At 50.6% G+C, this 23,954-nt stretch carries 21 protein-coding genes and 1 pseudogene; 5 read left to right on the forward strand and 17 right to left on the reverse strand.

The window, feature by feature from the left end:
• Positions 1–29 precede the first annotated feature (29 nt).
• The 6 genes and pseudogenes from EIP93_RS10465 to potA form a co-directional block, all read right to left on the reverse strand.
• Positions 30–896 (reverse strand): AraC family transcriptional regulator, encoded by an 867-nt coding sequence (locus EIP93_RS10465; RefSeq protein WP_125232678.1) that lies wholly within the window; start codon positions 894–896, stop codon positions 30–32.
• Positions 897–940: 44 nt separating this feature from the next.
• Positions 941–1,573, reverse strand: a pseudogene (locus EIP93_RS10470) (YbhB/YbcL family Raf kinase inhibitor-like protein).
• Positions 1,574–2,009: 436 nt separating this feature from the next.
• On the reverse strand, positions 2,010–3,053 hold the full coding sequence (gene potD / locus EIP93_RS10475) for a spermidine/putrescine ABC transporter substrate-binding protein PotD (RefSeq protein ID WP_116586972.1): 1,044 nt from the start codon (positions 3,051–3,053) through the stop codon (positions 2,010–2,012).
• Between the two features lie 214 nt (positions 3,054–3,267).
• Entirely contained in the window at positions 3,268–4,044 is a 777-nt protein-coding gene (gene potC, locus EIP93_RS10480) for a spermidine/putrescine ABC transporter permease PotC (RefSeq protein WP_103970919.1), read from the reverse strand.
• On the reverse strand, positions 4,041–4,901 hold the full coding sequence (gene potB, locus EIP93_RS10485; RefSeq protein WP_125232679.1) for a spermidine/putrescine ABC transporter permease PotB: 861 nt from the start codon (positions 4,899–4,901) through the stop codon (positions 4,041–4,043). The genes potC and potB overlap by 4 nt, the downstream gene beginning before the upstream one ends.
• Positions 4,885–6,000 carry a spermidine/putrescine ABC transporter ATP-binding protein PotA gene (gene potA / locus EIP93_RS10490; RefSeq protein ID WP_125232680.1) on the reverse strand — a complete coding sequence of 372 codons (1,116 nt, stop codon included), beginning with the start codon at positions 5,998–6,000 and terminating at the stop codon, positions 4,885–4,887. The genes potB and potA overlap by 17 nt, the downstream gene beginning before the upstream one ends.
• 370 nt (positions 6,001–6,370) lie before the next feature.
• Between potA and pepT the strand changes: the two genes are divergently transcribed.
• Complete coding sequence (gene pepT / locus EIP93_RS10495) at positions 6,371–7,603, forward strand: peptidase T (RefSeq protein ID WP_119158632.1); 1,233 nt, start codon at positions 6,371–6,373, stop codon at positions 7,601–7,603.
• Between the two features lie 78 nt (positions 7,604–7,681).
• Here pepT and EIP93_RS10500 read toward each other — a convergent pair whose 3' ends face one another.
• The 8 genes from EIP93_RS10500 to rluE form a co-directional block, all read right to left on the reverse strand.
• Positions 7,682–8,803 carry a ribosomal protein uL16 3-hydroxylase gene (locus EIP93_RS10500; protein WP_103860811.1) on the reverse strand — a complete coding sequence of 374 codons (1,122 nt, stop codon included), beginning with the start codon at positions 8,801–8,803 and terminating at the stop codon, positions 7,682–7,684.
• A gap of 137 nt (positions 8,804–8,940) precedes the next feature.
• Positions 8,941–10,395 carry a two-component system sensor histidine kinase PhoQ gene (phoQ, locus tag EIP93_RS10505; RefSeq protein WP_103940460.1) on the reverse strand — a complete coding sequence of 485 codons (1,455 nt, stop codon included), beginning with the start codon at positions 10,393–10,395 and terminating at the stop codon, positions 8,941–8,943.
• Positions 10,392–11,081 (reverse strand): two-component system response regulator PhoP, encoded by a 690-nt coding sequence (gene phoP, locus EIP93_RS10510; RefSeq protein ID WP_103940458.1) that lies wholly within the window; start codon positions 11,079–11,081, stop codon positions 10,392–10,394. Before phoP ends, phoQ begins: the two co-directional genes overlap by 4 nt.
• 367 nt (positions 11,082–11,448) lie before the next feature.
• On the reverse strand, positions 11,449–12,819 hold the full coding sequence (gene purB, locus EIP93_RS10515) for an adenylosuccinate lyase (protein ID WP_103860809.1): 1,371 nt from the start codon (positions 12,817–12,819) through the stop codon (positions 11,449–11,451).
• Between the two features lie 129 nt (positions 12,820–12,948).
• Positions 12,949–13,587 carry a high frequency lysogenization protein HflD gene (gene hflD / locus EIP93_RS10520; protein WP_039472878.1) on the reverse strand — a complete coding sequence of 213 codons (639 nt, stop codon included), beginning with the start codon at positions 13,585–13,587 and terminating at the stop codon, positions 12,949–12,951.
• A 2-nt stretch (positions 13,588–13,589) separates the two neighbouring features.
• Positions 13,590–14,696 (reverse strand): tRNA 2-thiouridine(34) synthase MnmA, encoded by a 1,107-nt coding sequence (gene mnmA, locus EIP93_RS10525; protein WP_103860808.1) that lies wholly within the window; start codon positions 14,694–14,696, stop codon positions 13,590–13,592.
• Positions 14,697–14,839: 143 nt separating this feature from the next.
• The gene (locus EIP93_RS10530; RefSeq protein WP_119158633.1) at positions 14,840–15,286 is read right to left on the reverse strand and encodes an NUDIX hydrolase; all 447 of its coding nucleotides are present in this window, start codon (positions 15,284–15,286) and stop codon (positions 14,840–14,842) included.
• Positions 15,279–15,905, reverse strand: coding sequence for a 23S rRNA pseudouridine(2457) synthase RluE (rluE, locus tag EIP93_RS10535; RefSeq protein WP_164498026.1), 627 nt, complete (start codon positions 15,903–15,905; stop codon positions 15,279–15,281). Before rluE ends, EIP93_RS10530 begins: the two co-directional genes overlap by 8 nt.
• A gap of 130 nt (positions 15,906–16,035) precedes the next feature.
• Between rluE and icd the strand changes: the two genes are divergently transcribed.
• A complete protein-coding gene (gene icd, locus EIP93_RS10540) occupies positions 16,036–17,289 on the forward strand; it encodes an NADP-dependent isocitrate dehydrogenase (protein WP_010297897.1) in 1,254 nt (417 codons plus the stop codon).
• Between the two features lie 124 nt (positions 17,290–17,413).
• Positions 17,414–18,748 (forward strand): IS4 family transposase, encoded by a 1,335-nt coding sequence (locus tag EIP93_RS10545; RefSeq protein ID WP_125232682.1) that lies wholly within the window; start codon positions 17,414–17,416, stop codon positions 18,746–18,748.
• A gap of 33 nt (positions 18,749–18,781) precedes the next feature.
• On the opposite strand, the gene EIP93_RS10550 is transcribed toward EIP93_RS10545, so the two are convergent.
• The 3 genes from EIP93_RS10550 to EIP93_RS10560 all read right to left on the reverse strand — a co-directional run bounded on the left by EIP93_RS10550 (position 18,782) and on the right by EIP93_RS10560 (position 21,896).
• On the reverse strand, positions 18,782–19,891 hold the full coding sequence (locus tag EIP93_RS10550; RefSeq protein ID WP_125232683.1) for a 4Fe-4S binding protein: 1,110 nt from the start codon (positions 19,889–19,891) through the stop codon (positions 18,782–18,784).
• A 463-nt stretch (positions 19,892–20,354) separates the two neighbouring features.
• Entirely contained in the window at positions 20,355–20,705 is a 351-nt protein-coding gene (locus tag EIP93_RS10555; RefSeq protein ID WP_103860804.1) for a Mor transcription activator family protein, read from the reverse strand.
• 456 nt (positions 20,706–21,161) lie between these two features.
• Entirely contained in the window at positions 21,162–21,896 is a 735-nt protein-coding gene (locus EIP93_RS10560; protein WP_103860803.1) for an XRE family transcriptional regulator, read from the reverse strand.
• Positions 21,897–22,485: 589 nt separating this feature from the next.
• On the opposite strand from EIP93_RS10560, the gene EIP93_RS10565 reads away from it, so the two are divergent.
• Positions 22,486–23,595: an ISAs1 family transposase gene (locus tag EIP93_RS10565; protein ID WP_025919286.1), complete on the forward strand. Its 1,110-nt coding sequence runs from the start codon at positions 22,486–22,488 to the stop codon at positions 23,593–23,595.
• 28 nt (positions 23,596–23,623) lie between these two features.
• Positions 23,624–23,776, forward strand: coding sequence for a hypothetical protein (locus EIP93_RS10570; protein WP_241229573.1), 153 nt, complete (start codon positions 23,624–23,626; stop codon positions 23,774–23,776).
• Positions 23,777–23,954: the final 178 nt, after the last annotated feature.

The following is a 23,954-nucleotide window of genomic DNA, read 5'->3' on the forward strand; positions in this document are numbered from 1 at the left end:
GATGACCGCGCAGTACCGTCAATGACGGATTAACGAATCTTGGTTGGCGAACAGCCAAAACGATTTTTAAACCGTTCGGAAAAACGCGCTGAGGATTTATACCCGCAGGCTTCGGCCAGACGCTGCATACTCCATGATGTCGTCTGTACCAGCATCATCGCGTGTTGCATGCGCGTCTCCAGCAACAGCACTTCAAAGCGTGTCTGCTCGGCGGATAACCTCCGGCGCAGCGTAGCCTCGCTCATCGCCAGCCGTCGACCCGCAGACTGCGCGGTCCAGTGGCGATCCGGCTCTTCGCTGATAAGCGTACGTAGCTGAGCGGTAACGCCGGGCTGTGGCGGTACACCAAAGCGGTATCCCCGTTCCGACAGCACAAGCAGCATATCCATCAGCCGCAGTTCGAGACGTGATTCATTGAGCTTGTTGCCCGTTATCCCTTCAACCAGAAGTTGTAATGTGCTGATAAGATCGTCATCCAGCGCGAGAGTAGTGAAGGGGCGCGGAGGATAAGTCGGAGCGCATTCATCAGGGTAGCGATGACAAAAACGCGCCAGAAGCGTGGGCGAAAACGTCAGAAAGATCGACCGGAAAGCGGAGTCGTGACCACTGGGCATTTTCGTCAAATCGGCACTTGCGTCAGGCGTAATCAGGCAGAGCTGAGACGACGTGTCGATAACCGTCGCTGTATCCTGCTCAATAATGGTTAATTGGCCAGAGAGAACCAGCAGAAGTGTGGCCTCATAGAAATGGAAACACGTTGTCTGCTGCGGTGTACGCAAGTGGGGTTGAGCGAGTGCGCACAGGCCATACCGTTGCAGCGGCTGGCCTGATGGCAATCGCCAGTCCGCCTCTACAATGAGAGACGGATAAGCGGGGCGTAAAGCGGTCACGCTCATAGCCAGCCATTCTTATAACAAGTTATTATCATAACTTATCGTTATCACAACAATGCGGGATTCAGCGTATACAGCCCGGTGAGTGTCGCTTCTGCCAATACTGGCGCGCTAGCCAACGCAGCGCGGACATTTGCTCCATTAAGTTCACCTTCTATCGTTAAAGCAGGCGTCGCGAGAGCGTAGAGAGTGAAGATGTAATGATGGACGATCGCATCGTTCCACGGCGGACAAGGGCCATCATAGCCATAGTAGGTGCCATTCATCTGCTCATCGCTGGCGAACCAGACGGTGTAATCATTGATGCCGTGTCGGAGCCCTGTCGGTGCATCCGGGCCCGCTTTACCACGTGGCGTGATGCCAGTGGAATGTGAGGCGGCAGGAATTTCATTGACGCTGGCTGGAATATCGAGCAATAGCCAATGGTAGAAATCGACACGCGGCAGAGAGGCACTCACCTCGCGGCCTTCCTAATTCACATCGTCACCCCGGCTGGGTACATCCGGGTCGTGGCAGATCAATACGAAAGACTGTGTCCCTTCGGGCGCGCCGTGCCAGGCAAGATGGGGATTGTGGTTAGAAGACAGCGCAATGTGGCTAGTTGCGTCCGGTACGGCAAAGGCAAATTCGCCCGGGATAGTTTCGCCGTCCTGAAAACTGTGGCTGGAGAGTTGCAGCATGGTGGTGCTCCTTATCGTGATTCCGGTGGGTGTTGAATCATTATAGAAGAAGCTGCGCGCAATTATTTTCCTAATGCCGTCAGGATAATGCTTTTAGCTGTCAATTTGAGGGTTTGAGGTGATATTTGTAATCAGAGTAGAAACATAGTTTATGGTAATGAAAGCTAGAGGTTGCAGACAAAGCGCGTCGAGCGGTAGTAACGGATAGATCCGTCCATGTAAGCTCGGATTGCGCAGATATGAATCTCATCCCTGAGATTCACCCTTTCAGGGCCGTCGCAAGCGACGTTCAAAAACGTTCCTGACGTTTTTGTCCCTGGCGCAAACGCTTTACTCTTCTATTCCGTTACCACCGTTCTTGTTCGGTAAATAGGCTCGCCAGCGGTCTGCCGATTCCGATAGAGAAAGCCGATTTGCATCGCTATAGCGTGCGCTATTAACGACCCGCTTTTAGCTGCTGGAAGTAGGTTTCATATAGCGTGCTGGCGCTGCCGACGTCATTCTGCCATTCGCCTTTCGCGATGGTTTCATCATCCGGGTACAGTGTTTTGTCCCCTGCAACCTCCGGCGGCAGTAATTTTTTCGCTGCCAGATTCGGTGTCGGATAGCCGATGGTTTCCGCAACCTGTGCCGCCACTTCTGGGCGCAGCAGGAAGTCGATCAGCTTCATCGCGCCGTCAACGTTTTTGGCGTTGGCCGGAATCGCCAGACTGTCCATCCAGAAGATACCGCCTTCTTTGGGCCAGATGACATCCAGCGGTGTACCTGCCTGACGCGCCACGTAGGCAGAACCGTTCCACACCATACCCAGATTGACTTCACCTTCGATGAACGGGTTGCCGGGGTTGTCTGAGTTGAACGTCAGCACGTTCGGCATCAGGGTTTGCAGCTCTTTATAGGCCGCCTCAATCTCTTTAGGGTCGGTGGTATTCGCAGAGTAACCCAGTTTACGCAGGGCGATTTGGAACACCTCGCGCGCGTCGTCCGTCAGCAGCAGGCTGTTTTTGTACTTGGTATCCCACAGGTCGGCCCAACGGGTGACGCTGGCAGGGTCAATCATTTCATGATTAATACCAATCGCCGTTGCGCCCCAAATATAGGGAATGGAGTAGTCGTTATTTGGGTCGAAAGATTTGTGCAACAGGTTCGGATCGAGATTATGAAAGTTGCTGAGCTTGCTGGTATCAATCTTTTGCAGCATGCCTTCTTTGCTCATCTTAGAGATGAAATAAGTTGAAGGCACGACCAAATCGTAAGCACTATCCTTATAGGTCTTCAGCTTGGCGTACATACTCTCGTTGGATTCATAGGTGGAGTAAATCACCTTGATGCCCGTTTCTTTAGTGAACTGTTCCAACAGGCCCGGTGGTACGTATTCGGTCCAGTTGTAGAAATAGAGCGTTTTGCCGTCGTTGGCGTTGGCGGTGCTGATGCCAAACGCCATCGCGCAGGCTGCCAGTAGGTGTGGCCACTTTTTCATTATGTTTACCTCCTTACGAGTCCCAAAGGAAATACCAACACTATACCCGTCATACTTCAAGTTGCAGGTGTGTTGGCTACGTTCAGTCGCCCGAATCACTTATTTAAGTAAGCTCATCGGGACTCCCTCTCTTGCCGCCTTCCTGCAACCCGAATTATTTAGGGTATAGAAGAGTGGTATGAAAATAACGGTATTCATCGCGCGAGCCGCAACCTTATTTTCCGGTGCGGTCGCGTAAAATTAGCTGGCTACTGAGCACCAGCACGAGCGACAGAATCAGCAAAATCGTTGCCAGCGCGTTGACTTCAGGGGAAACGCCGACCTTCACCATTGAGTAAATCTTCAACGGTAGAATCTCATACGCGGGCCCGGTGACAAACGAGGACACCACTACGTCATCCATCGACAGCGTAAAGCTGAGCAGCCAACTGGCGGCTACGGCCGGCATGGCCAGCGGCAGAATGATTTTGCGCAGAATGGTCACTTCGCTGGCGCCTAAATCGCGCGCGGCTTCCAGCATCCGTACGTCAAACCCTTTCAGGCGTGAGTAGACGGTGACCACCACAAACGGCAGGCAGAAAGTAATGTGGGAAAACAGCAGCGACCAGAATCCGAGCGATATGCCCAGCAGCATGAAGAGCACCAGCAGTGAGATCGCCATCACGATATCCGGCGACATCATCACCACGAACAGCATACCGCCGACAAAAGGTTTGCCGCGAAAGCGGTAGCGATACAGTGCGACGGCCGTCAGGGAGCCAATCAACGTGGCGAACGTCGCGGAAAAAACGGCCATCGTCAGTGAGTGCTGCGCGGCCTGAAGCAGGCTGTCGTTGTTTATCAGCAGCCGATACCAGTCCAGTGTAAATCCCTGCCAGTTGATGCCGAAACGCGCCTGATTAAACGAGTTCACGATCAGAATGATTATCGGGATGTACAGGTAAGCGTAAATGATGGACATAAATCCACCGCGGATTAAGCGTCCGGTCATTCCAGCTCTCCTTTTTTATTCAGCAGGCGGGCCGTGCGGTAGTAGATAAAGAGCAGCACGCCCATGACCAGCGTCAGGCAGATGCTGGTGGCGGCACCAAACGGCCAGTCGCGGATATTGAGGAACTGGCTTTTAATGACGTTACCGATCAGTAAATTCTTGGCACCGCCCATCAGATCGGCAACGAAGAACAATCCCATCGCGGGCAACAGTACCAGCAGGCAGCCCGCGATAATCCCTGGCATCGTCAACGGGATAACGACGCGAATGAAGGTTTGCCACTTATCGGCACCCAGATCGCGGGCGGCTTCAAGGTAGGATTTATCGAGTTTTTCAATGCTGGAGTAGAGCGGTAGCACCATGAACGGCAGCAGGATGTAAATCAGGCCGAGAATCACTGCTTCGGAGGTGTACATAATCCGCAGCGGCGTATCGATAAGGCCCGTCCAAAGCAGAAATTCATTCAGATGCCCGCGTGTACTCAGAAAGATTTTCAGGCCGTAAATGCGGATTAGCGAGTTGGTCCAAAATGGCACAATCAGCAGAAACAGCATCAGCGGCTGAATTTTTTTCGGTAAACGTGCCAGAATAAAGGCGAACGGATAGCCGAGCAGCAGACAGCAGAGCGTGGCGATAACGGCCATGTTCAGCGAATGCAGCAGCACAGAAGCATAAAGCGGATCGGCCAGTCGCGTATAGTTTTCCAGCGTAAAGACCAGGCTGACGAAATGGGTGTCATCGCGCGTCAGAAAACTGGTTCCGATGATCATCAAGTTGGGCAGGAAAACAAACAGCACCAGCCAGGCAACGATGAGTGTAATAATGGTGTTTTGAAAGCGTTTACGCGACTTCTTCATCGTGCAGGACTACCTCCCAACTTTCCACCCAAGTGACGTCTACTTTCTGGTTGAGTGAATGGTCGAAGTCGGGATCGTCTTCGTTAAAAAACTCGCTGACCATGACCATTTTGCCGTTTTCCAGCTCAATGTTGGATTCCAGCGTCATGCCTTTATAGTTGCGCTCGCGCACGTAGCCCACCATACCTTCCGCCTGCATGCCGTCGCCAAGTTCTTCGACGCGTAAATCTTCCGGTCGCAGCAGTACGTTGAGGTGTTGGCCGACGTTGACCGGAAAACTGGCGGTGATAACGCATTCGTGGCCTTCGACCTGAGCGCGCACCCGCTGTTCGTCCAACAGCTCCAGCACCACGGCATCAAAGATATTGATTTCACCAATAAAGCTGGCGACGAACAGATTTTTTGGCTCTTCGTAGATTTCACGCGGCGTGCCGTCTTGCTCGATGCGTCCATCTCGCATCACTACGATGCGGTCAGACATGGTCAGTGCTTCTTCCTGATCGTGCGTGACGAAAATAAAGGTGATACCCAGCTTACGTTGCAACGCTTTCAATTCGTTCTGCATCTGCTTGCGCAGCTTATAGTCGAGCGCGGACAGGGATTCATCCAGCAGCAGAACCTTCGGCTGATTGACGACGGCGCGGGCGATGGCGACACGCTGCTGCTGGCCACCGGACAACTGATGTGGGCGACGCTGCGCCAGCTCTTCCAACTGAACCATTTTCAGCGCTTCAATCACGCGCGGTGCAATATCTGCGGCGGGTGTTTTTTGCATGCGCAGGCCGAATGCCACGTTCTCAAACACGCTGAGATGAGGAAACAGGGCGTAACTTTGAAATACAGTATTAACGTGTCGCTGTTCGGCGGGCTGGTTGGTGATGTCCTGCTTTTCCAGTATGACGTTGCCGCTATCAACTGTTTCCAGACCGGCAATCAAACGCAGTACGGTGGTTTTGCCGCAGCCGGATGGCCCGAGGATCGTCAGAAACTCACCGTTATTAATGGTGAGATTAAAATGTGAAATGATGTCTTTGCCATCAAAGCCTTTATGGACGTTGAGCAATTCAACGACCGGCACAGTCAGGGAGTTTTCTTTCATTAAGGTATAGCTCTATTTCCTGATTTGGCCGATCAACGGTATGTCCGTTGCGATCGTACCAAGGGTTATCACCTTTCAGACAGCGTGCGTAGTTAAGGGCGGCATTTTACGGGAAACGCTGCCTGACGCCAACTTGTGTTACCCACTTACTGCCGATTGGTAAACGAATGAGGGAGGTTCAGCCAATGAATTAGGGTGTATGTTTCCTGATTGTTACCTGATTTAGAGGTTCTTCGTGACACGGTCGCTGCTTTTTGGCCTGAATTCTGGTCTGGCAGTTTATTAAATCGGGAAAAAACTGACCTGACGCAATATCTACCGGGGTAGCCCTATCCATAATGCCTTTCAGGGTTCAGGGGGTATAAATAAGATGGATAAATTACTCGACAGATTTTTGAATTACGTTTCATTTGATACACAGTCTAAATCCGGCGTTCGGCAGGTGCCGAGCACCGACGGTCAGTTGAAACTGGCGCGTGCGTTGCAGCAGGAACTGCTCGAACTGGGATTTGAGCAAGTGACGTTGAGCAAGCAGGGCTGCCTGATGGCGACGCTTCCGGCAAACGTCGCCTGGCCCGTTCCGGCCATCGGCTTTATTTCACATATGGATACGTCACCAGATTTTAGCGGCAAGAATGTTAATCCACAGATTCTGGAAAACTATCGCGGTGGCGATATTGCCTTGGGCGTGGGGGATGAAGTGCTGTCACCCGTGATGTTCCCGGTGCTGCACCAGCTACTGGGGCACACGCTGATTACCACAGACGGCAAAACGCTGCTGGGAGCGGATGATAAAGCGGGGATCGCGGAAATTATGACCGCGCTGGTGCGTTTGAAGAAAAGCCAGCTCCCGCACGGCGATATTCGCGTTGCCTTTACGCCTGATGAAGAAATTGGCAAGGGCGCTCAGTTTTTTGATGTCAAAGCGTTTAACGCACAGTGGGCCTATACCGTGGACGGCGGTGGTGTCGGCGAGCTGGAGTATGAGAATTTTAATGCCGCCTCGGTTCAGGTGAAAATCGTGGGCAACAATGTGCATCCCGGTAGCGCCAAAGGCGTGATGGTGAACGCGCTGACGCTGGCCTCGCGCTATCACCAGCATGTGCCGGAGAGTCAATCGCCGGAGCAGACGGACGGCTATCAGGGGTTCTATCATCTTCACAACATGAAAGGCTCTGTGGAGCGCGCAGATTTGCATTACATCGTCCGGGATTTTGATCGCAACGGCTTTGAACAGCGTAAACAGACGATGCTGGATATTGCGGAAAAGGTCGGCGCGGGGCTGCACCCAGATTGCTATATTGAAGTCACAATTACCGATACCTATTACAACATGCGTGAGCAGGTTGAGCAGCATCCGCACATTATCGCGTTGGCGCAGCAGGCGATGCGGGATTGCGACATTGAGCCGAATATGAAGCCGATTCGCGGCGGCACCGACGGTGCACACTTGTCATTTCAAGGGCTACCATGCCCAAATCTGTTTACCGGCGGCTACAACTATCATGGCAAACACGAATTTGTCACGTTGGAAGGCATGGAAAAGGCGGTATCTGTGATTATGCGTATTGCTGAACTGACGGCGCTGCGCGCGAAGCCGTAAGTGTTTCCATTTTTCAGAGATGAATAAGGCGGGACATTCCCGCCTTATCTTTGTGCTAACAATGATTCAAGATTGGTCTTAATCCGCAAAGTACCAGTAACCGCTGTTAATCAGCACGGTGAGCTGCGCGAGGAAAGAGGGGTCTTCCAGTGCATCGCCCAGCAGTTCTGCACCAATAGCCGGGTGCTCAGCCAGCGCAAACAGCGCCGCTTTGTGCGTGCTGTTCACTTTTTCCCCGTTAACGAAGCAGCTATCTCCAACGCAGATGACACGCAGACCACCTAAACGACGCAGTGGTTCACCCTGTTGCAGATATTCATACACTTCGCCAGCCTGATAAGGTGGTTCCGGTGGTGAGAGGTCGAGCTCGTGACGGGACTGGGAAATAAATTCGCCAAACCAGTTCTGGAAATGCTCCGGTTGCTGCACCAGCTCCAACATCATTTTTTGCAGCGCATCCAGCTCTTGCGGCAGTACGCTGGCGATATGATCGCGGGAGGGGATCTCGGGATCGCTGTAGCGATAGCTGCCGAGTTCACGGGAAAGTACATAATCCGCAAAGCCGCTCACCAACTCGCGAGCATTCGGCGCACGGAAACCCACCGAATAGTTCAGCGAGTTTTCCAGCGAATAGCCTTCGTGCGGGAAACCCGGTGGAATATAGACGATATCGCCCGGTTCCAGTTCCTCATCAATAATGGCGTCAAACGGATCGACCTGAAGCAGATCGGGATGTGGACAGTGCTGCTTCATCGGTATTTTTTCACCGATGCGCCAGCGGCGACGCCCCGTCCCCTGAATGATGAACACATCATACTGATCCAGATGTGGCCCTACACCACCACCGGGAACGGAAAATGAAATCATCAAATCATCGGTACGCCAGTCCGGCAGCTGTCGAAAGGGCTGCATCAAGGCTGAAGAGGGCTCATGCCAGTGATCGACGGCCTGCACCAGCAGCGACCAGTTGCTTTCCCCCAGATGATCGTAGCTCTCGAAAGGACCGTGGCTTACCTGCCAGCGGCCATTCTGATGGCTGACCAGGCGGCTATCAACCTCATTTTCCAACGCCAGCCCGGCGAGTTCGTCGGGTGAAATCGGGTCGATAAAATGCGTGAAACCGCCTTTAATCAGGAGCGGACGTTTTTGCCAGTAGTTCGCTAAAAAATCCTGCCAGTCGAGATTGAGCTGATAGTCCATACTGTTTTCCAGAAACGTGTTTTTTTGAGGAAATGACTGTTCTTGAAGATATGATTTTTCTTGAAATAATCAGTATTTTAAAACAATCAGTATTTTGGCGATAAGTATAGCGGAAGCATCGCGCGCTGTACTGCCTTTCATCCCTCATTCTGGCTCAGGTTTTGACGGGAGAAAATAGCTTCGACTCGGGCACCACCCAGTGCGCTGTCGCTGATGAGAATCTCACCCTGATATTGTTCGATAATTTCGACGGCAACGGCAAGGCCGATACCTTGTCCGGGGCGCATACGGTCGGCACGTTGCCCACGCAGGAAGATCATTTCGCGCTTGCTTTCGTGGATGCCGGGGCCATCGTCATCGATAATCAGATGCAGTTTGTGATCGGAGTATTGCACGCTAATTTCGACAAATTCCAGGCAGTACTTGCAGGCGTTATCAAGAATATTGCCCATGACTTCCATAAAATCATTCTTCTCGCCCACGAAGGTCAGTTCTGGCGGAATATCGAGCGTCAATACTACGCCCTTGCGCTGATAAACCTTATTTAATGCAGAACATAGGCCATCCAGCAGCGCCGGAACCGAGTGTACTTCACGTATCAGTAGATTATGTTCGGAGCGTACGCTGGCGCGATGCAGGTAATAGCCAATCTGCTGCGAAATGCGGCTGATCTGCGACAGCATAATGGGCTCGGCCTGATCGATAGTGATCTCTTTACCGGTTCGCAGCGCACGTAACGTGGTCTGTAAAACTGCCAGTGGCGTTTTTAAACTGTGGGTGAGATCGGTGAGCGTTGTGCGGTACTTATGGTAGCGCTGGCGTTCGTTATTCAGCAGAATATTCAGGTTTTTTACCAGGCTGAACAGTTCGCGCGGCGGATTTTCATCCAGTTGATCGCGCGTCCCTTTTTCCAGCTCGGCGATCTGTTTTACCAAATGCTGAATAGGACGTAGGCTCCAGTGAGCGCCCAGCCACAGCAGGGGAAGCACCAGCAGAAGGTTGGCGATCAACACATAGCTGAACCATTCCCACACCATGTCTTCCTGCTGGAGTTCTTGAGGGATGCGATCGACTACAACAATTGTGATGGAAGGGAGATGCTCGGTCTTCGGGTAAACGTTTACGGCGATAGAGTGCGTTAACGCATTGCTATGCGCGCCATTCAGTGCCCGCAGGCTGCTCAGCAGTAAGGTATTGCCCGTTAATACCGCGCTGCTGGTATCGGTGTCGGTATCCAGTTCGTGATAGGCCGTCTTGTTCAGCCATTCCGGCTTGATTAGCGCTTCCAACTCGGGAACGTGCTTTTCGCGCCAGAGCATGTTGCCATTCTCATCGTATATCAACACCAACGTGGGGAAATTGATGTCAACGTCGGGGGGCGTGACGATATTCAGTTGGTTATCGCGCCACTGTGCGAGGCTGTAGTAGAGGTTACTTTCGCCGCGCAGCAAGCGGAATGAGGTTTTATCAAAATTGACGCTGTAACCGATAATGGCGACGACGCCATAGGCGAGCGACAGCGCCAGTACGATGGCCGCTGTCGCGAGTAAAAAGCGAATGCGAAGCGAAAAGGGCTGCTTCTTATCGCTCATGCTGAGCCTGAGGGGGTATCAATATCAAAGCGATATCCTTGTCCGCGCACGGTAGTGATCACATCCGGGGCTTCTGCTTGCTGAATTTTCTTGCGTAATCGTCCCATCAACACGTCGATGGTATGACTTTCCCGCAGTTCTGCATCGGGGTACAGCTGCAACATCAACGACTCTTTGCTGACGACTTTTCCTTTGTTGCGAATCAATGTCTCGATAATCGTGTATTCAAACGCGGTGAGCTTGATAGGCGATCCGTGGATCACCAGTTCACGACGAGATAAGTCGATCTCAAAGGGCGGCAGGCTGATGACTTGCGATGCCAGCCCGCTGTTGCGGCGCATCAGTGCCTGCAAACGCGCTACGACCTCTTCCATATGGAACGGCTTGGTCACGTAATCGTCCGCACCGGCTTCCAGCACCGCCACTTTGTCCTGCCAGCCTTCACGGGCCGTCAGCACCAGAATCGGGAGCTTGACCTGATGAGCACGCCAGCGACGGATCATGCTCATGCCGTCTTCATCGGGCAACCCGAGGTCGACAATGGCGATGTCCGGCATATTCTCATGCAGAAAATAATCCGCTTCTTTGGCGTCAGATGCTGCGTCAACCTGATGCCCCATTTCGTTCATCTGAACGGTTAAATGGTGGCGCAATAATACATTATCTTCAACGACCAGAATTCGCATCGCTATATCCTCTGTCGAATAGAAATGGCCATGTTTATCGAAATACTGTTATGCGCCATGTCTTTCATGTATGTCTCTTCCGCGTATCAACATTATACGCAGAGAACGTTATTTATTTTATTTGTTAAATTATCCACAGGGAGAGTAAACCGGGTATAAACAGGCTGGAAATGGTCATACTCGTCATACTTCGAGTTGCATGTGTGTTGGCTTCAGTCAGTCACCCGAATCACTTACCTGAGTAAGCTCATCGGGATTCCTTCCCTTGCCGCCTACCTGAAACTCGAATTATTTAGAGTATGGTGCGGCAGCTAACTGGCGGGCAGGGCGCCCGCCAAAGAGAGATTGCGATCGGGTTTGAGAACGGTTATTTCAGGTCGTCGACCATCGCGATAGCACGGCCGATATAGTTGGCTGGTGTCATCGCCTTCAGGCGCGTTTTTTCCGCTTCTGGTAATTCCAAACCATCGATAAATTCCTGAATACCGGCAGCATCAACACGTTTACCACGAGTCAACTCTTTCAGTTTTTCGTACGGTTTTTCAATCCCGTAGCGACGCATCACGGTTTGGATTGGCTCTGCCAACACTTCCCAGTTGTGATCCAGTTCGTCAGCCAGACGATCGCGGTTCACTTCCAGTTTGCTGATGCCTTTCATCGTGGCCTGATACGCAATCAGCGCATAGCCCACGCCGACGCCCAGATTGCGCAGCACGGTAGAGTCGGTGAGGTCACGCTGCCAACGGGAAACTGGCAGTTTGCTAGCCAGATGCCCCAGAACGGCGTTCGCCAGACCCAGGTTGCCTTCCGAGTTTTCGAAGTCGATCGGGTTAACCTTGTGCGGCATGGTGGAAGAACCGATTTCGCCCGCAATGGTTTTCTGCTTGAAGTGATTCAGTGCAATGTAACCCCAAATATCACGGTCAAAGTCGATCAAAATCGTGTTGAAACGTGCGATGCAGTCGAACAGTTCGGCGATGTAATCGTGCGGTTCGATCTGCGTGGTGTACGGGTTCCAGTTGATGCCCAGCGAGGTAACAAAACTTTCGCTGAACTGGTGCCAGTCCACTTCCGGGTAGGCCGCCAGATGGGCGTTATAGTTACCGACGGCACCATTAATCTTGCCCAGAATCTCAACTTGTTGCAGCTGGCGATATTGGCGATCCATACGGTAAGCCACGTTAGCGAACTCTTTACCGATAGTGGATGGCGTAGCGGGCTGGCCGTGTGTACGGGAAAGCAGCGGGATATCGCGGTATTCCTGTGCCAGCGTTTTCAGCGCATCAATGATTTGACGCCACTGTGGCAGGATAACATCGCGGCGAGCGGTATCCAGCATCAGTGCATGAGACAGGTTGTTGATGTCTTCTGACGTACAGGCGAAGTGGATGAATTCGTTGACGGCGTGCAGTGACGGAACAGCGGCGACTTTCTCTTTCAGGAAGTACTCAACGGCTTTCACGTCGTGGTTGGTGGTGCGCTCGATAGTTTTAATACGTGCCGCATCTTCTTCACTGAATTCGGCGACAATTTTATCAAGGAAAGCGTTTGCGTCAGCGTCAAATGCAGGAACTTCCTGGATCTCTGCACAGGCTGCCAGTTTTTGCAGCCAACGTACTTCAACCTGCACACGGAATTTCAGCAAACCGAATTCGCTGAAAATGGTGCGCAACGTGCTGACTTTATCGCCGTAGCGTCCATCAATAGGGGAAACGGCGGTCAGTGAGGATAATTCCATCGCAAGCAACTCCTGAGATTGGTTTCAATAACGATTAATTTCGATAAGGACAATGAATTATTAACAATAATCAATTTCGTGACGCTGGCGTTACTCACACCAGCGTCGATCATAGCGGCAAGAATACCATCAAACGGACGGGCAACGCGCCAATATCTGTTTCGCTTCTTTGACCAACTGGCTGCGTGAGAACATCAGCTGCAAGCGTCCGCCGCCAATCTGTTGCCAGAGCACCGTAGAGCGGATACCGGCCAGCAGCGCGGCTCGCACTTTAGCCTGCACCTGACTGTTTTTCAGCACTTCCGGTGAACCGGTAACCTGAATACGTGGCCCCAGCGTACTGATGACATCCACATAAATCGCGGCCAGCGCACTCACAATCGTCTCGGAGAGCAGCTCGAAATGTTCCAGTTGGCGCTCCAACTGCCCGATGCGTTTGCCCAATTCGTCAAGCGCGGCAGACTTTGCATTCAGCTTGCGTTCTAACGCAATCAGGCTGAAAGCGTAGCGCGATAGCTCTGCACCCGCGCCTTTATTGCTGCTGCTATTCAGAATGCCGAGCAGCGTTTCCAGCCCAACTTTCAGGTTCTGCTCGTCATTACCGTAAACGGCCAGCGTAGACGCCGGATTGAGATTCAAAACGCTGTTCAGCGAGGTATGCAGCACATCGTTATTACAGTTCCCTGTGTGGGCCAACTGTTGGACTAAGTGTGCCGACTGACAAACGCCCGCTAGTGCTAGCGTGATTTCATAATAGTTCTTAGCCACGGTTACTCCTGTAAGCGTTCTTCGATGATGCCGCCGCCAAGGCAAACCTCGTCCAGATAAAACACGGCAGATTGGCCCGGAGTCACGGCTGCGACGGGCTCATCAAAACGCACGGTAATGCGATCGTCGCCAAGTGGCGTGACGGTGCAGGGGATATCTGCCTGACGATAACGAGTTTTCACCGTACAACGTAATTCAGCGGTGAGCGGCTGACGATCGACCCAGTGTAACTGCTGTGCGATTAAACCGTACGACATCAGGCGAGGGTGTTCGTGGCCCTGCGCGACATACAGAATGTTGTTGGCGACATCTTTATCCACCACGTACCAAGGATCTTCGCCGCCGTCTTTGACGCCGCCAATACCCAAACCTTTGCGTTGCCCCAGTGTGTGGTACATCAGCCCCTGATGCTGTCCCATCGGTTTGTTGTCATCGACGGACAGAATTGGACCCGGCTGTGCGGGCAGGTAGCGTGCCAGAAAATCGGTGAATTTGCGCTCACCGATGAAGCAAATACCGGTAGAGTCTTTTTTCTTCGCGGTTGCCAGTTCCAGCTCTTCGGCAATTTTACGCACCTGCGGTTTTTCCAGTTCGCCGACCGGGAACAGACTTTGTGCGATCTGTTCGTGGCTCAGCGTATAAAGAAAATAGCTCTGGTCTTTGTTGCCGTCCATGCCGCGCAGCAAACGGCTTTTACCGTCAACGTCGTGACGACGGACATAGTGGCCTGTCGCGATGTAGTCTGCCCCGAGATCCTCGGCGGCGAATTCCAGGAAGGCTTTGAATTTGATTTCTTTATTGCACAGGATATCGGGGTTGGGGGTACGGCCCGCTTTGTACTCTTCAAGGAAGAGTTCAAAAACGTTGTCCCAATATTCAGCGGCAAAGTTGACGGTATGTAATTCGATACCCAGCTTGTCGCAAACGGCCTGCGCATCGGCAAGATCGGTGGCCGCTGAGCAATATTCTGTGTCGTCATCCTCTTCCCAGTTCTTCATGAACAGGCCTTCAACATGATAGCCCTGTTGCTGTAACAGGTAAGCGGAAACGGAGGAGTCAACACCGCCGGACATACCGACAATCACTTTTTTCTGGCTGTTATCTGACATGGGAGTCTCACGAACTGAAATTTACTGACGCATTGATGCGAAAAACAAGCGGCATATTTTAGCATGTTGAGCCGAGGGCTGCATCGCTATTCCTGCCGTGAAGTGGTCAGGCCATTCGCGGCAGGTTTAAAACAGATTTCTGCCTAAAAAGGCCAGTTGAACGCGCCCAATACGGTTAACGAATAGCGCTCTGGCTGCTGATAGCAGCGAATACTTTCGGCCACCAGCGGCGAACGAAGCTGGCGCGAATGCAGAATTTCCTCGGCGGTCAGCCAGCGGCAGCATTCGATATCGCTGTCGTGCGGCTGAGTGTCGACCCGCGTAGGCAAATCGAGCGCGAAGCAAAAGCGCAGAAACGGTGTGCTGTCGGGCGCGATCCATTGGTGCAGACGCAAAAAACTTTGCGGTGTGGCCTGAATCCCCGTTTCTTCCCACAGCTCACGGCTTGCCGCTTGAATCAGCGTCTCGTCGGCTTCCAGATGGCCCGCGGGCTGGTTCCACAATAATTTATCGTTAATTAACTCTTCGACGACCAGAAAATGGTTTTCGGCCTGTACCACACAGGCGACTGTCACATGGGGTTTAAACATCCACTATCTCCTTCCATTCTCCGGGTAACAGGTTTTCTACGGTCTGATTGGCCATGCCGTATCGAATCAGACGCAAAGTAGGATACCCGATATTCGCTGTCATACGACGGACTTGCCGATTACGACCTTCATGTAGCGTGATTTTTAACCAGCTGTCGGGAATGCTTTTACGCTCGCGTATGGGCGGATTACGCGGCCACAGCCAGTCAGGTTCCGGTACGATCTCCGCTCCGGCGGGCAGCGTTTTACCGTCATTCAGGTCCAGACCCGTACGAAAGCGCGTCAGTGCGGCGTCGTCAGGAATACCTTCGACCTGCACATAGTAAATTTTGGCTGTTTTCTTCGTTGGCTGGGTTAGCCGTGCCTGAAGCTTGCCGTCATTGGTGAGAATCATCAGGCCTTCGCTGTCGCGATCCAGACGCCCGGCGGCATAAATACCGCTAATCGGAATATAATCTTTCAGTGTGCGACGTCCGGCTTCATCAGTGAATTGCGGTAGCACATCGAAGGGTTTATTGAACAAAACGATGCGGCGCGGCGCGTTGTCAGGCTGTCTTTTTCTTGCCGGCTGTGAGCTGAATCGTTTAACTTTGTGATTTTTAACAGAGAATTTATTCATCATCTTTATAGTCGCGGATAACAAAAGCATTATACTCAAATGGTTTGCGATTGGCGCGGGCTAAATATTCAAGTAGTATTGACACGCATCTTACAAGTCATTAACAAAATTGCGCTCGAAGGAGAGGTTAATGGAAAGCAAAGTAGTTGTACCGACAGAAGGTCAGAAAATCACGGTTGATGCTCAAGGCAAACTGGTTGTTCCAAACAACCCGGTCATTCCGTTTATCGAAGGTGACGGCATCGGTATTGATGTTACGCCAGCCATGATCAACGTCGTTGACGCCGCCGTGAAGAAAGCCTATCAAGGCAAGCGCGCGATTTCCTGGATGGAGATCTATACGGGTGAAAAATCCACGCAGGTCTACGGTAAAGATGTATGGCTGCCGGAAGAAACGCTGGATTTGATTCGTGAATATCGTGTGGCGATTAAGGGCCCGCTGACAACGCCAGTCGGTGGTGGTATTCGTTCTCTGAACGTTGCACTGCGCCAACAGTTGGATCTGTATGTTTGCCTGCGTCCGGTACGCTACTACGAAGGTACACCTAGCCCGGTTAAACAGCCTGAGCTGACCGACATGGTGATCTTCCGCGAAAACGCCGAAGACATCTATGCAGGTATCGAGTGGAAAGCGGGTTCTGCTGAAGCAGACAAAGTGATCAAATTCCTGCGTGAAGAAATGGGCGTTAGTAAAATCCGTTTCCCTGAGCAGTGCGGTATCGGCGTGAAGCCGTGTTCCGAAGAAGGTACCAAACGTCTGGTTCGCGCAGCTATCGAATACGCGATCACCAACGACCGTGATTCTGTCACGCTGGTACACAAAGGCAACATCATGAAATTCACCGAAGGCGCGTTCAAAGACTGGGGTTACCAGTTGGCGCGTGAAGAATTCGGCGGTGAGCTGATCGATGGCGGCCCGTGGGTGAAAATCAAGAACCCGAACACTGGCAAAGAGATCGTGGTAAAAGACGTGATCGCCGATGCATTCCTGCAACAAATCCTGCTGCGTCCTGCTGAATACGATGTTATCGCTTGTATGAACCTGAACGGTGACTACATTTCTGATGCCCTGGCGGCACAGGTTGGCGGTATCGGTATTGCTCCAGGCGCGAATATCGGTGACGAATGTGCACTGTTCGAAGCCACGCACGGTACTGCACCGAAATATGCGGGCCAGGATAAAGTGAACCCAGGTTCTGTGATTCTGTCTGCTGAAATGATGCTGCGTCACCTGCAATGGTTCGAAGCGGCTGACCTGATTGTTAAGGGCGTTGAAGGCGCGATCAAGAACAAGACCGTGACTTACGATTTCGAACGTCTGATGGAAGGCGCTAAGCTGCGTAAATGTAGCGAGTTCGCGCAAGACATCATCGACAATATGTAATCTGCTATTCAGCGTAGATGAAAATCAGGGGCCAATTTGGCTAATGCCGATCAGTTAAGGATCGGTTGACCGATCCAGTGGTTGTGTAAAAATCCGGAAATGCTTACCCATTTCCGGATTTTTTATGCACATTGGACAGGCTCTTGATCTCGTCTCCCGCTACGATTCATTACGTAATCCGATGACCTCTCTTGCCGATTTTCTTGACCCAGAACTTATTGCTCGTTGCCTTGCTGAGTCCGGCACGGTCACTCTGCGCAAACGCCGCCTTCCTCTGGAAATGATGGTCTGGTGTATCGTCGGTATGGCACTCGAACGTAAAGAGCCCCTGCATCAGATTGTTAACCGGCTGGATATCATGCTGCCGGGGAATCGCCCCTTCGTCGCCCCCAGCGCTGTTATCCAGGCACGCCAGAGACTGGGAAGCGAGGCTGTTCGCCGTGTGTTCACACAAACCGCACAACTGTGGCACAACGCCACGACTCATCCACACTGGTGCGGCCTCACCCTATTGGCGGTAGACGGTGTGGTCTGGCGCACCCCGGACACACCGGAAAACGATAGGGCCTTTCCCCGACAAACTTATGCCGGGCAACCCGGGTTATATCCTCAGGTAAAAATGGTCTGTCAGATGGAGCTGACCAGCCATCTGCTAACCGCAGCGGTATTCGGCACGATGAAAGACAGCGAATGCACGCTGGCTGAGCAACTGATAGTACAGACCGGGGATAACACACTGACACTACTGGATAAAGGCTACTACTCGCTGGGTCTGCTGAACGCCTGGAGTCAGGCGGGAGAGCATCGTCACTGGATGATACCGCTGAGGAAAGGTGCGCAGTATGAAGTGATACGAAAGCTGGGGAAAAGCGACCATCTGGTGAAACTGAAAACGAGTCCGCAGGCCCGCAAGAAATGGCCTGGTCTGGGAGATGAACTGACCGCCCGACTGCTGACCCTCACCCGGAAGGGGAAAGTCTACTATCTGCTGACCTCAATGACGGATGCGATGCGTTATCCAGGCGGAGAGATGGCTGACTTGTACAGTCATCGTTGGGAAATCGAACTGGGTTACAGTGAGATAAAACAGACGATGCAACTGAACAGACTGACCGTGAGGAGTAAGAAGCCGGAACTGGTTGAACAGGAACTGTGGGGCGTGCTGCTTGCCTATAATCTGGTGCGTTATCAGATGATTAAAATGGCAGGTCATCTGAAAGGATACTGGCCGAACCAGTTGAGCTTTAGCGAATCGAGCGGTCTGGTCATGAGAATGCTGATGACGCTACAGGGCGCTTCACCGGGCCGAATCCCGGAACTGTTGCGGGACCTGGAGAGTCTTGCGCAGTTGGTAAAACTCCCCGCCAGAAGAGAAAGGGCCTTCCCGAGAGTGGTGAAGGAAAGGCCGCAGAAATACGGCAAGGCTTGGAGAAAACCAGCCAGTCAGTTGCTTAACTGACTGGCATTAGGGGCCAATTTGGCCCCTTTTTCTTTATGGATGACCAATGCTCTGCGAGCCAGGTATAAGCCGGAAGTACATGTGTTCGGGAATCGGACTGTCCCAGCCACCGGTGTACATTGCAAAACCGATCATGCCGAAAAGGATACCGAGCACCAGTACCGTCATCGTGATACCGGACAGTGCAGTTTGTCGCCATAGCGGTTTGGTTGTTGAGCTGCCTTTTTCCTGTGAGCCTGAAGGCTTCGTCAGCGAAAAATGGAGCGTTGATGACACTGGGCACGATTCGACGCAGGTCATACAGGCCGTGCACTCCGCTGTTCTCACCTGAATGAGCTTATCCACCGGAATGTTAGACGGGCAGGCCTTAGCGCACTTGCCGCAATCGATACAGCTGGTGGCGTTGCGACGAATCTTGAAGGGTGACAATAGTGAAAATACCCCCAAGAGTGCACCGTAAGGGCAGAGATAACGACACCAAAAATGGCGGACGAACAGGCTGACAAACGTAAAAAGAAAAACGCAGGCCAACGTGATGGTGCCGATATTACGGAAGAAGCCAAGCATCTTGACGTCGGCGATTAAGCCGTAAGGCGACATCAGGAACATATAAATTCCCTGTGCTGGCATCGATAAAGCGATATAGAGGAAAAAGCTTAATAACAAATATTTCAGACTACGCAGCGGAATATCCAGCCACTTCGGAAGAATGAGGTGACGTCCAAATATTTTTTTCCCCAATGCACCTACCCACTCGGAAATCGTGCCGATAGGACACAGCCATGAGCAGAATGATTTCTTCAGTAACAGGCTGGTGAGAATAAATGCGAGAAGTAATAACATTGACGCAAGATGGATAGGGGGGAAATTACCGGTTTCCCACGTGAACTTCACGTTCATCAATCCGGCAATCGGCAGCCAGCCCTCAATACCGCCCGGCCTTGACATATAAAGGCTCGTGCCGCCGGTTTCAAAGTAGCGTACCCAAAAGTAGAAGGTGACGCCGATATAGATGTTGATTGCCAGTAGCAGAATTTGCGTCGCTCTGCGCCAGGTCAGGGCGTTGCGCCAGTCATTCCAGGGAAGTTTACCGCCAGTGGTTCCGGGGCGGCGTTGCCACCGCTTTCTTGCTTTCTCACTCATTGCTCTCAATTGCCCCCATTTATTTTTTTCACTCGGCGCTTTCAATACACCGAAGGGATCGTAGGGCAACGTTATCACGCTCTTAATGGTTAAAAATTGATTTATGCATTGTAAATGCATGTTTGTGGTTTTTTTAGCTGATTGATTTGAATAAGAAGATAGGAAAGAGTATAGGAGGGCGATCTTTCTAAGAACAAAATGTTGGAGATATAAAAAAGAATGGATACGTAAACGTACCCATTCTATTAATTACCATTCGGTATTATTTTAAAATGTATCTGTCATACTTCAAACTGCGTGTGTGGTCCGGCATCAGCGTATAGGAATACCTTGCTACATTTGCACCATTTTCATGACTTAGGTTATTTTTTTATTAAAAGCAAAAAATTATAGTTGTTATTAAATTATCTGTTTTATTGTTTCTTTTAATTATCACCTGGGTTTTTAATTTATGTTTTTTGCATTATGCCTGAGTGTGCTGTTTTGCCAGCAGTTCCTCTTTTCGCATCGTTCTGACAATTTTATAAATCCATTGCAGCGAGACATTATATTTTTTAGCCAGAGCGCTGTGATTGCGTCCGTCAAATTCTTCATAGATTTGAAGATCGCGTTGAGACGCGCGCCAAGAGATTCCCATCGGGAAATAAACGTTTTGTCCGCCCCATACGGTCATCATATGTTTGGCAACGGCATTGCCGACCAGTTCGGCGGTTTGTGGATCCAACTCCGTGACGGTTTTGACCGTATCGGCAACGTGTTGAGAAAGCTCGACCAGAAGCTCGGGACCTTTACTGCGAAATTGTGGCTCAGTCATAAATCACCCTATTGTTATGTGTGTTGTTACTGACGTGAAAACTGGGTTGTTACCTTTGCAGGGATGCCCTGCTGCTATGTGTCTATTTAAAACTATAGTTGTTTTTGTGTCAACATCTTTAGTTTTAATTTGAGTTGTTTTTGGTTGTAAAAAGAAATGACAGCTTCCAGGGCTACACATAAAAAAGGCCAGATTAGGGGCAAAAAAAATCCCGCCACAGGGCGGGAAAGGAACAACATAGACAGGATGAATAACACAACATCAACAAGGGTTGATGAAACAATAGCACGGGGATTGTATAAAACTGTTGCGCGTAGGTAAGGTTATTTGTGCGGGGGTAAACGCTTTTTAGCGCTGAAACATTTATTGATAAAACAAGCCGATGTCCGTATCGGTCCATCGGCTTTGATGAGAGGAAAATAGAGCGTTATGGCGCGAGATTCCACCAGTATCGGGCTATAGCAGCACGGAATACCAGAACACGCGGCCAATGATCTCGACGTCGGATTCGTAGGCCTCTTCGTCAGTCTCGCGATTGAAGCTATGAATGGTGAGAAGACCGCCTGGCTTGCGGTAAAGCTGTTTGATTCGTTTTAGCTTATCGTTACCGCCGCCTTCCTGAGCAATGGCGTAGAGCTTTCCATCAATGATGCGTTTGTTGTTGGTATCAACCGCGACGGTCGTTCCATCAGGAATGATGGGCTCCATACTGTCACCCGCTGCCGGGAAGCAAAGAACGCCTGAACCGTCCGTATTTGCACCAACCTTACGCAGTGTAGCTTTAGAGAAACGGAGCTTAAAGCCGTTGTAATCCTCACTTTGAATGCGTCCGTCGCCGCAGGCAAACTCAATATCCTTTAAGAAAGGCACTTCCACCTCGTCCTCTGATAGTTCTGTCGTGCTGTCCCAAGCTGATACGGTGCCCCATTCGGATTTTGGCGGAATGCTGGGTTCCTGGAGCGAGCGAGTGACTTCACTGCTACGCATTGGGCCTTCGCCGTTTGCCAACCATTCAGGGCGAACACGTAGTGTATTGGAAAGCTCAACAATTTTGGTTGTCTGCGACGCTTTCCCCACCTCGATCTTCTGTATGGCGGCCTGAGATACGCCAATCATGTCGCCAAGTGCTTTTTGACTAAGCCCTTGGGCAGTTCTGGCGGTCTTTAATCGTTCTGCAAGTGTCGTTTTCATCCGTTCAATGTACAACCTAGGTTGTCATTTATCAAGCGGGTATTAATCTTGTTTAAAAAAAACCAACGCCATTCGTCATTAGGACATGTGAAAACTGCGTATGAATACAACTTAAAATACGACTTAAGTTGTTATGGTGTAAGGCACACCTTGTGTGGCTTGATGAGATACCGCCGACATCCCTAAGCGCTATCACTCGATTATCAAAAATCCTAATAAGTATCAGGCTGCCATAGTATCGTCTTATTCCACCCCTGATTTGCTTTAAACGTGAGCGTCACTTGATCTAAATCACAATCTGCCCGTATGCATTTTGCTCTTATGGAAATCCCGCTGTGGGAAATATAACCAATAAATTCGTTTCATTAAGCATGCGCATGACTGCGTGTCGCGGAGGATGTATGTCTGTAATTCGCACGTGTTTAAGTCTGTTTGGTGGTGATACGGTAATTGTCCGGTGTGCTAATACATTTGAAGTGCAAATGAGCAATGGTGAGGAAACCACAGGGCCGGATCACACTTTGTTAAAAAATTGAACTATTCTCTAATAGACTGATCTCAAAGTAGAATAACTTTTTGAGGTCTTGATATGACACTTTTTGACCACCTCTCTCTGGTAGAGGAAACTCGTTCTCCTATTAATCAACAACATCATCTTGTTGATGTCCTATTTCTTGTTCTCGCTGCGGTCGCCAGTGGACAAAATGGGTGGGCTGAAATTCAACAGTTTGGTGAACTACGCCTCGACTGGTTAAGAAAATTTCGATTATTTTCCAATGGCATACCACGGCGTCATACTATTGCCAGAATAATGAAAGCCGTCGATCCCGACAGCTTTCAGTTCTGTATTTTTAGCTGGATTAATGACATTCGCGCCAAATCAAGCAAGCCACTCATTGCGATTGATGGAAAGACGCTGAAAAGTGCCTCTCTGTGGAGTCGTAACGATTTTCACTCTGTTAATGCTTATGACCTGAATAATGGCATTGCGCTTTATCAGGATATGGCCGAGGGAAAAGGAAAAGAAATCAAAACAGTACAGAATCTTGTTTGCATGCTTAACATCAAGGATGCACTGATAACGCTTGATGCGTTACATGCACAAAAAGAAACGCTTGAAAGCATTGTGGCGAGAAAAGGTCATTACCTTGTACAAGTCAAAGGAAATCAGCCGACATTGTTTAATGCAGTGAAAGCGCAATTCCATGAGGCGTTTAACGATAATACCGCGTTAGCACAATATGAAATGCAGGATAAAGGGCATGGCCGAATGGAGCGCCGTATTACTTTTCAAATACCGGCAGAGTTGAGCCCGGAGTTACAGGAGAAATGGCCTTCAATAAAAACACTGGTCGCGGTTGAAAGACACCGTAAAGACAAAAAATCGAATACGCTGGATACGGCATTTTATCTGTCATCTTACGATATTGATGCAGAGTTTATGGCGACATCGGTCCGTCATCACTGGGGCATAGAGAACAGTCTGCACTGGGTATTAGATGTTGTTTATAAAGAAGATGCTTGCCGTATTCACGATGAGAATGGTACAAAAGTCTTGTCATTAGTCAGAAAGATGGCGCTCAATCTGGCAAAGATGGAGAGCACACAAAACCGGAGTATGAAAAGCAAAGTGCAACGTGCACTATTGGATGATGACTATCGGGAGTTAATGATTTTTGCGAATGTTAAATGTCATTAACAAAGTATGCTCCGGCCCTGAGGAAACCATGACCGAAGAGAATAGTGCTACGCAGGATTCTATTTGCCGTCATGCGGAAGGCGAAGTGTATTTAACAGTGCCTTATACAGGGATTTGGGATGTCGTGATCCGAGCAAAAAATGATACGCCTGAGCATTCAATAACCTATTTCCCCGCCTGATGATTCTCTGGTTGGTTATATTCTGTTAATAACTTGATAATATGTTGTCGTTATCCGGTCGTGAGTACTCGAATATACCAACCATTCTCCTTTCTTTTCTGACCTCATCGCTCGACGTTGTGAGTGCGTCGGTATCTTTCTATTTCGCTTTTCATCTATTATCTTAATCCATGCTTCC

The sequence above is a fragment of the Pectobacterium versatile genome, from assembly GCF_003932035.1.
Taxonomy (GTDB): Bacteria; Pseudomonadota; Gammaproteobacteria; order Enterobacterales; family Enterobacteriaceae; genus Pectobacterium; species Pectobacterium versatile.

Coding starts and splice junctions, on each gene's coding strand:
- rluE (WP_164498026.1), bottom strand. CDS start 15,905: ATGAATAAATTCTCTGTTAAAAATCACAAAGTTAAACGATTCAGCTCA.
- mnmA (WP_103860808.1), bottom strand. CDS start 14,696: ATGTCAGATAACAGCCAGAAAAAAGTGATTGTCGGTATGTCCGGCGGT.
- potA (WP_125232680.1), bottom strand. CDS start 6,000: ATGAAAGAAAACTCCCTGACTGTGCCGGTCGTTGAATTGCTCAACGTC.
- potC (WP_103970919.1), bottom strand. CDS start 4,044: ATGACCGGACGCTTAATCCGCGGTGGATTTATGTCCATCATTTACGCT.
- EIP93_RS10555 (WP_103860804.1), bottom strand. CDS start 20,705: ATGACTGAGCCACAATTTCGCAGTAAAGGTCCCGAGCTTCTGGTCGAG.
- EIP93_RS10570 (WP_241229573.1), top strand. CDS start 23,624: ATGACCGAAGAGAATAGTGCTACGCAGGATTCTATTTGCCGTCATGCG.
- potB (WP_125232679.1), bottom strand. CDS start 4,901: ATGAAGAAGTCGCGTAAACGCTTTCAAAACACCATTATTACACTCATC.
- EIP93_RS10530 (WP_119158633.1), bottom strand. CDS start 15,286: ATGTTTAAACCCCATGTGACAGTCGCCTGTGTGGTACAGGCCGAAAAC.
- EIP93_RS10560 (WP_103860803.1), bottom strand. CDS start 21,896: ATGAAAACGACACTTGCAGAACGATTAAAGACCGCCAGAACTGCCCAA.
- potD (WP_116586972.1), bottom strand. CDS start 3,053: ATGAAAAAGTGGCCACACCTACTGGCAGCCTGCGCGATGGCGTTTGGC.
- purB (WP_103860809.1), bottom strand. CDS start 12,819: ATGGAATTATCCTCACTGACCGCCGTTTCCCCTATTGATGGACGCTAC.
- EIP93_RS10500 (WP_103860811.1), bottom strand. CDS start 8,803: ATGGACTATCAGCTCAATCTCGACTGGCAGGATTTTTTAGCGAACTAC.
- icd (WP_010297897.1), top strand. CDS start 16,036: ATGGAAAGCAAAGTAGTTGTACCGACAGAAGGTCAGAAAATCACGGTT.
- EIP93_RS10465 (WP_125232678.1), bottom strand. CDS start 896: ATGAGCGTGACCGCTTTACGCCCCGCTTATCCGTCTCTCATTGTAGAG.
- EIP93_RS10550 (WP_125232683.1), bottom strand. CDS start 19,891: ATGAGTGAGAAAGCAAGAAAGCGGTGGCAACGCCGCCCCGGAACCACT.
- phoQ (WP_103940460.1), bottom strand. CDS start 10,395: ATGAGCGATAAGAAGCAGCCCTTTTCGCTTCGCATTCGCTTTTTACTC.
- phoP (WP_103940458.1), bottom strand. CDS start 11,081: ATGCGAATTCTGGTCGTTGAAGATAATGTATTATTGCGCCACCATTTA.
- pepT (WP_119158632.1), top strand. CDS start 6,371: ATGGATAAATTACTCGACAGATTTTTGAATTACGTTTCATTTGATACA.
- EIP93_RS10545 (WP_125232682.1), top strand. CDS start 17,414: ATGCACATTGGACAGGCTCTTGATCTCGTCTCCCGCTACGATTCATTA.
- EIP93_RS10565 (WP_025919286.1), top strand. CDS start 22,486: ATGACACTTTTTGACCACCTCTCTCTGGTAGAGGAAACTCGTTCTCCT.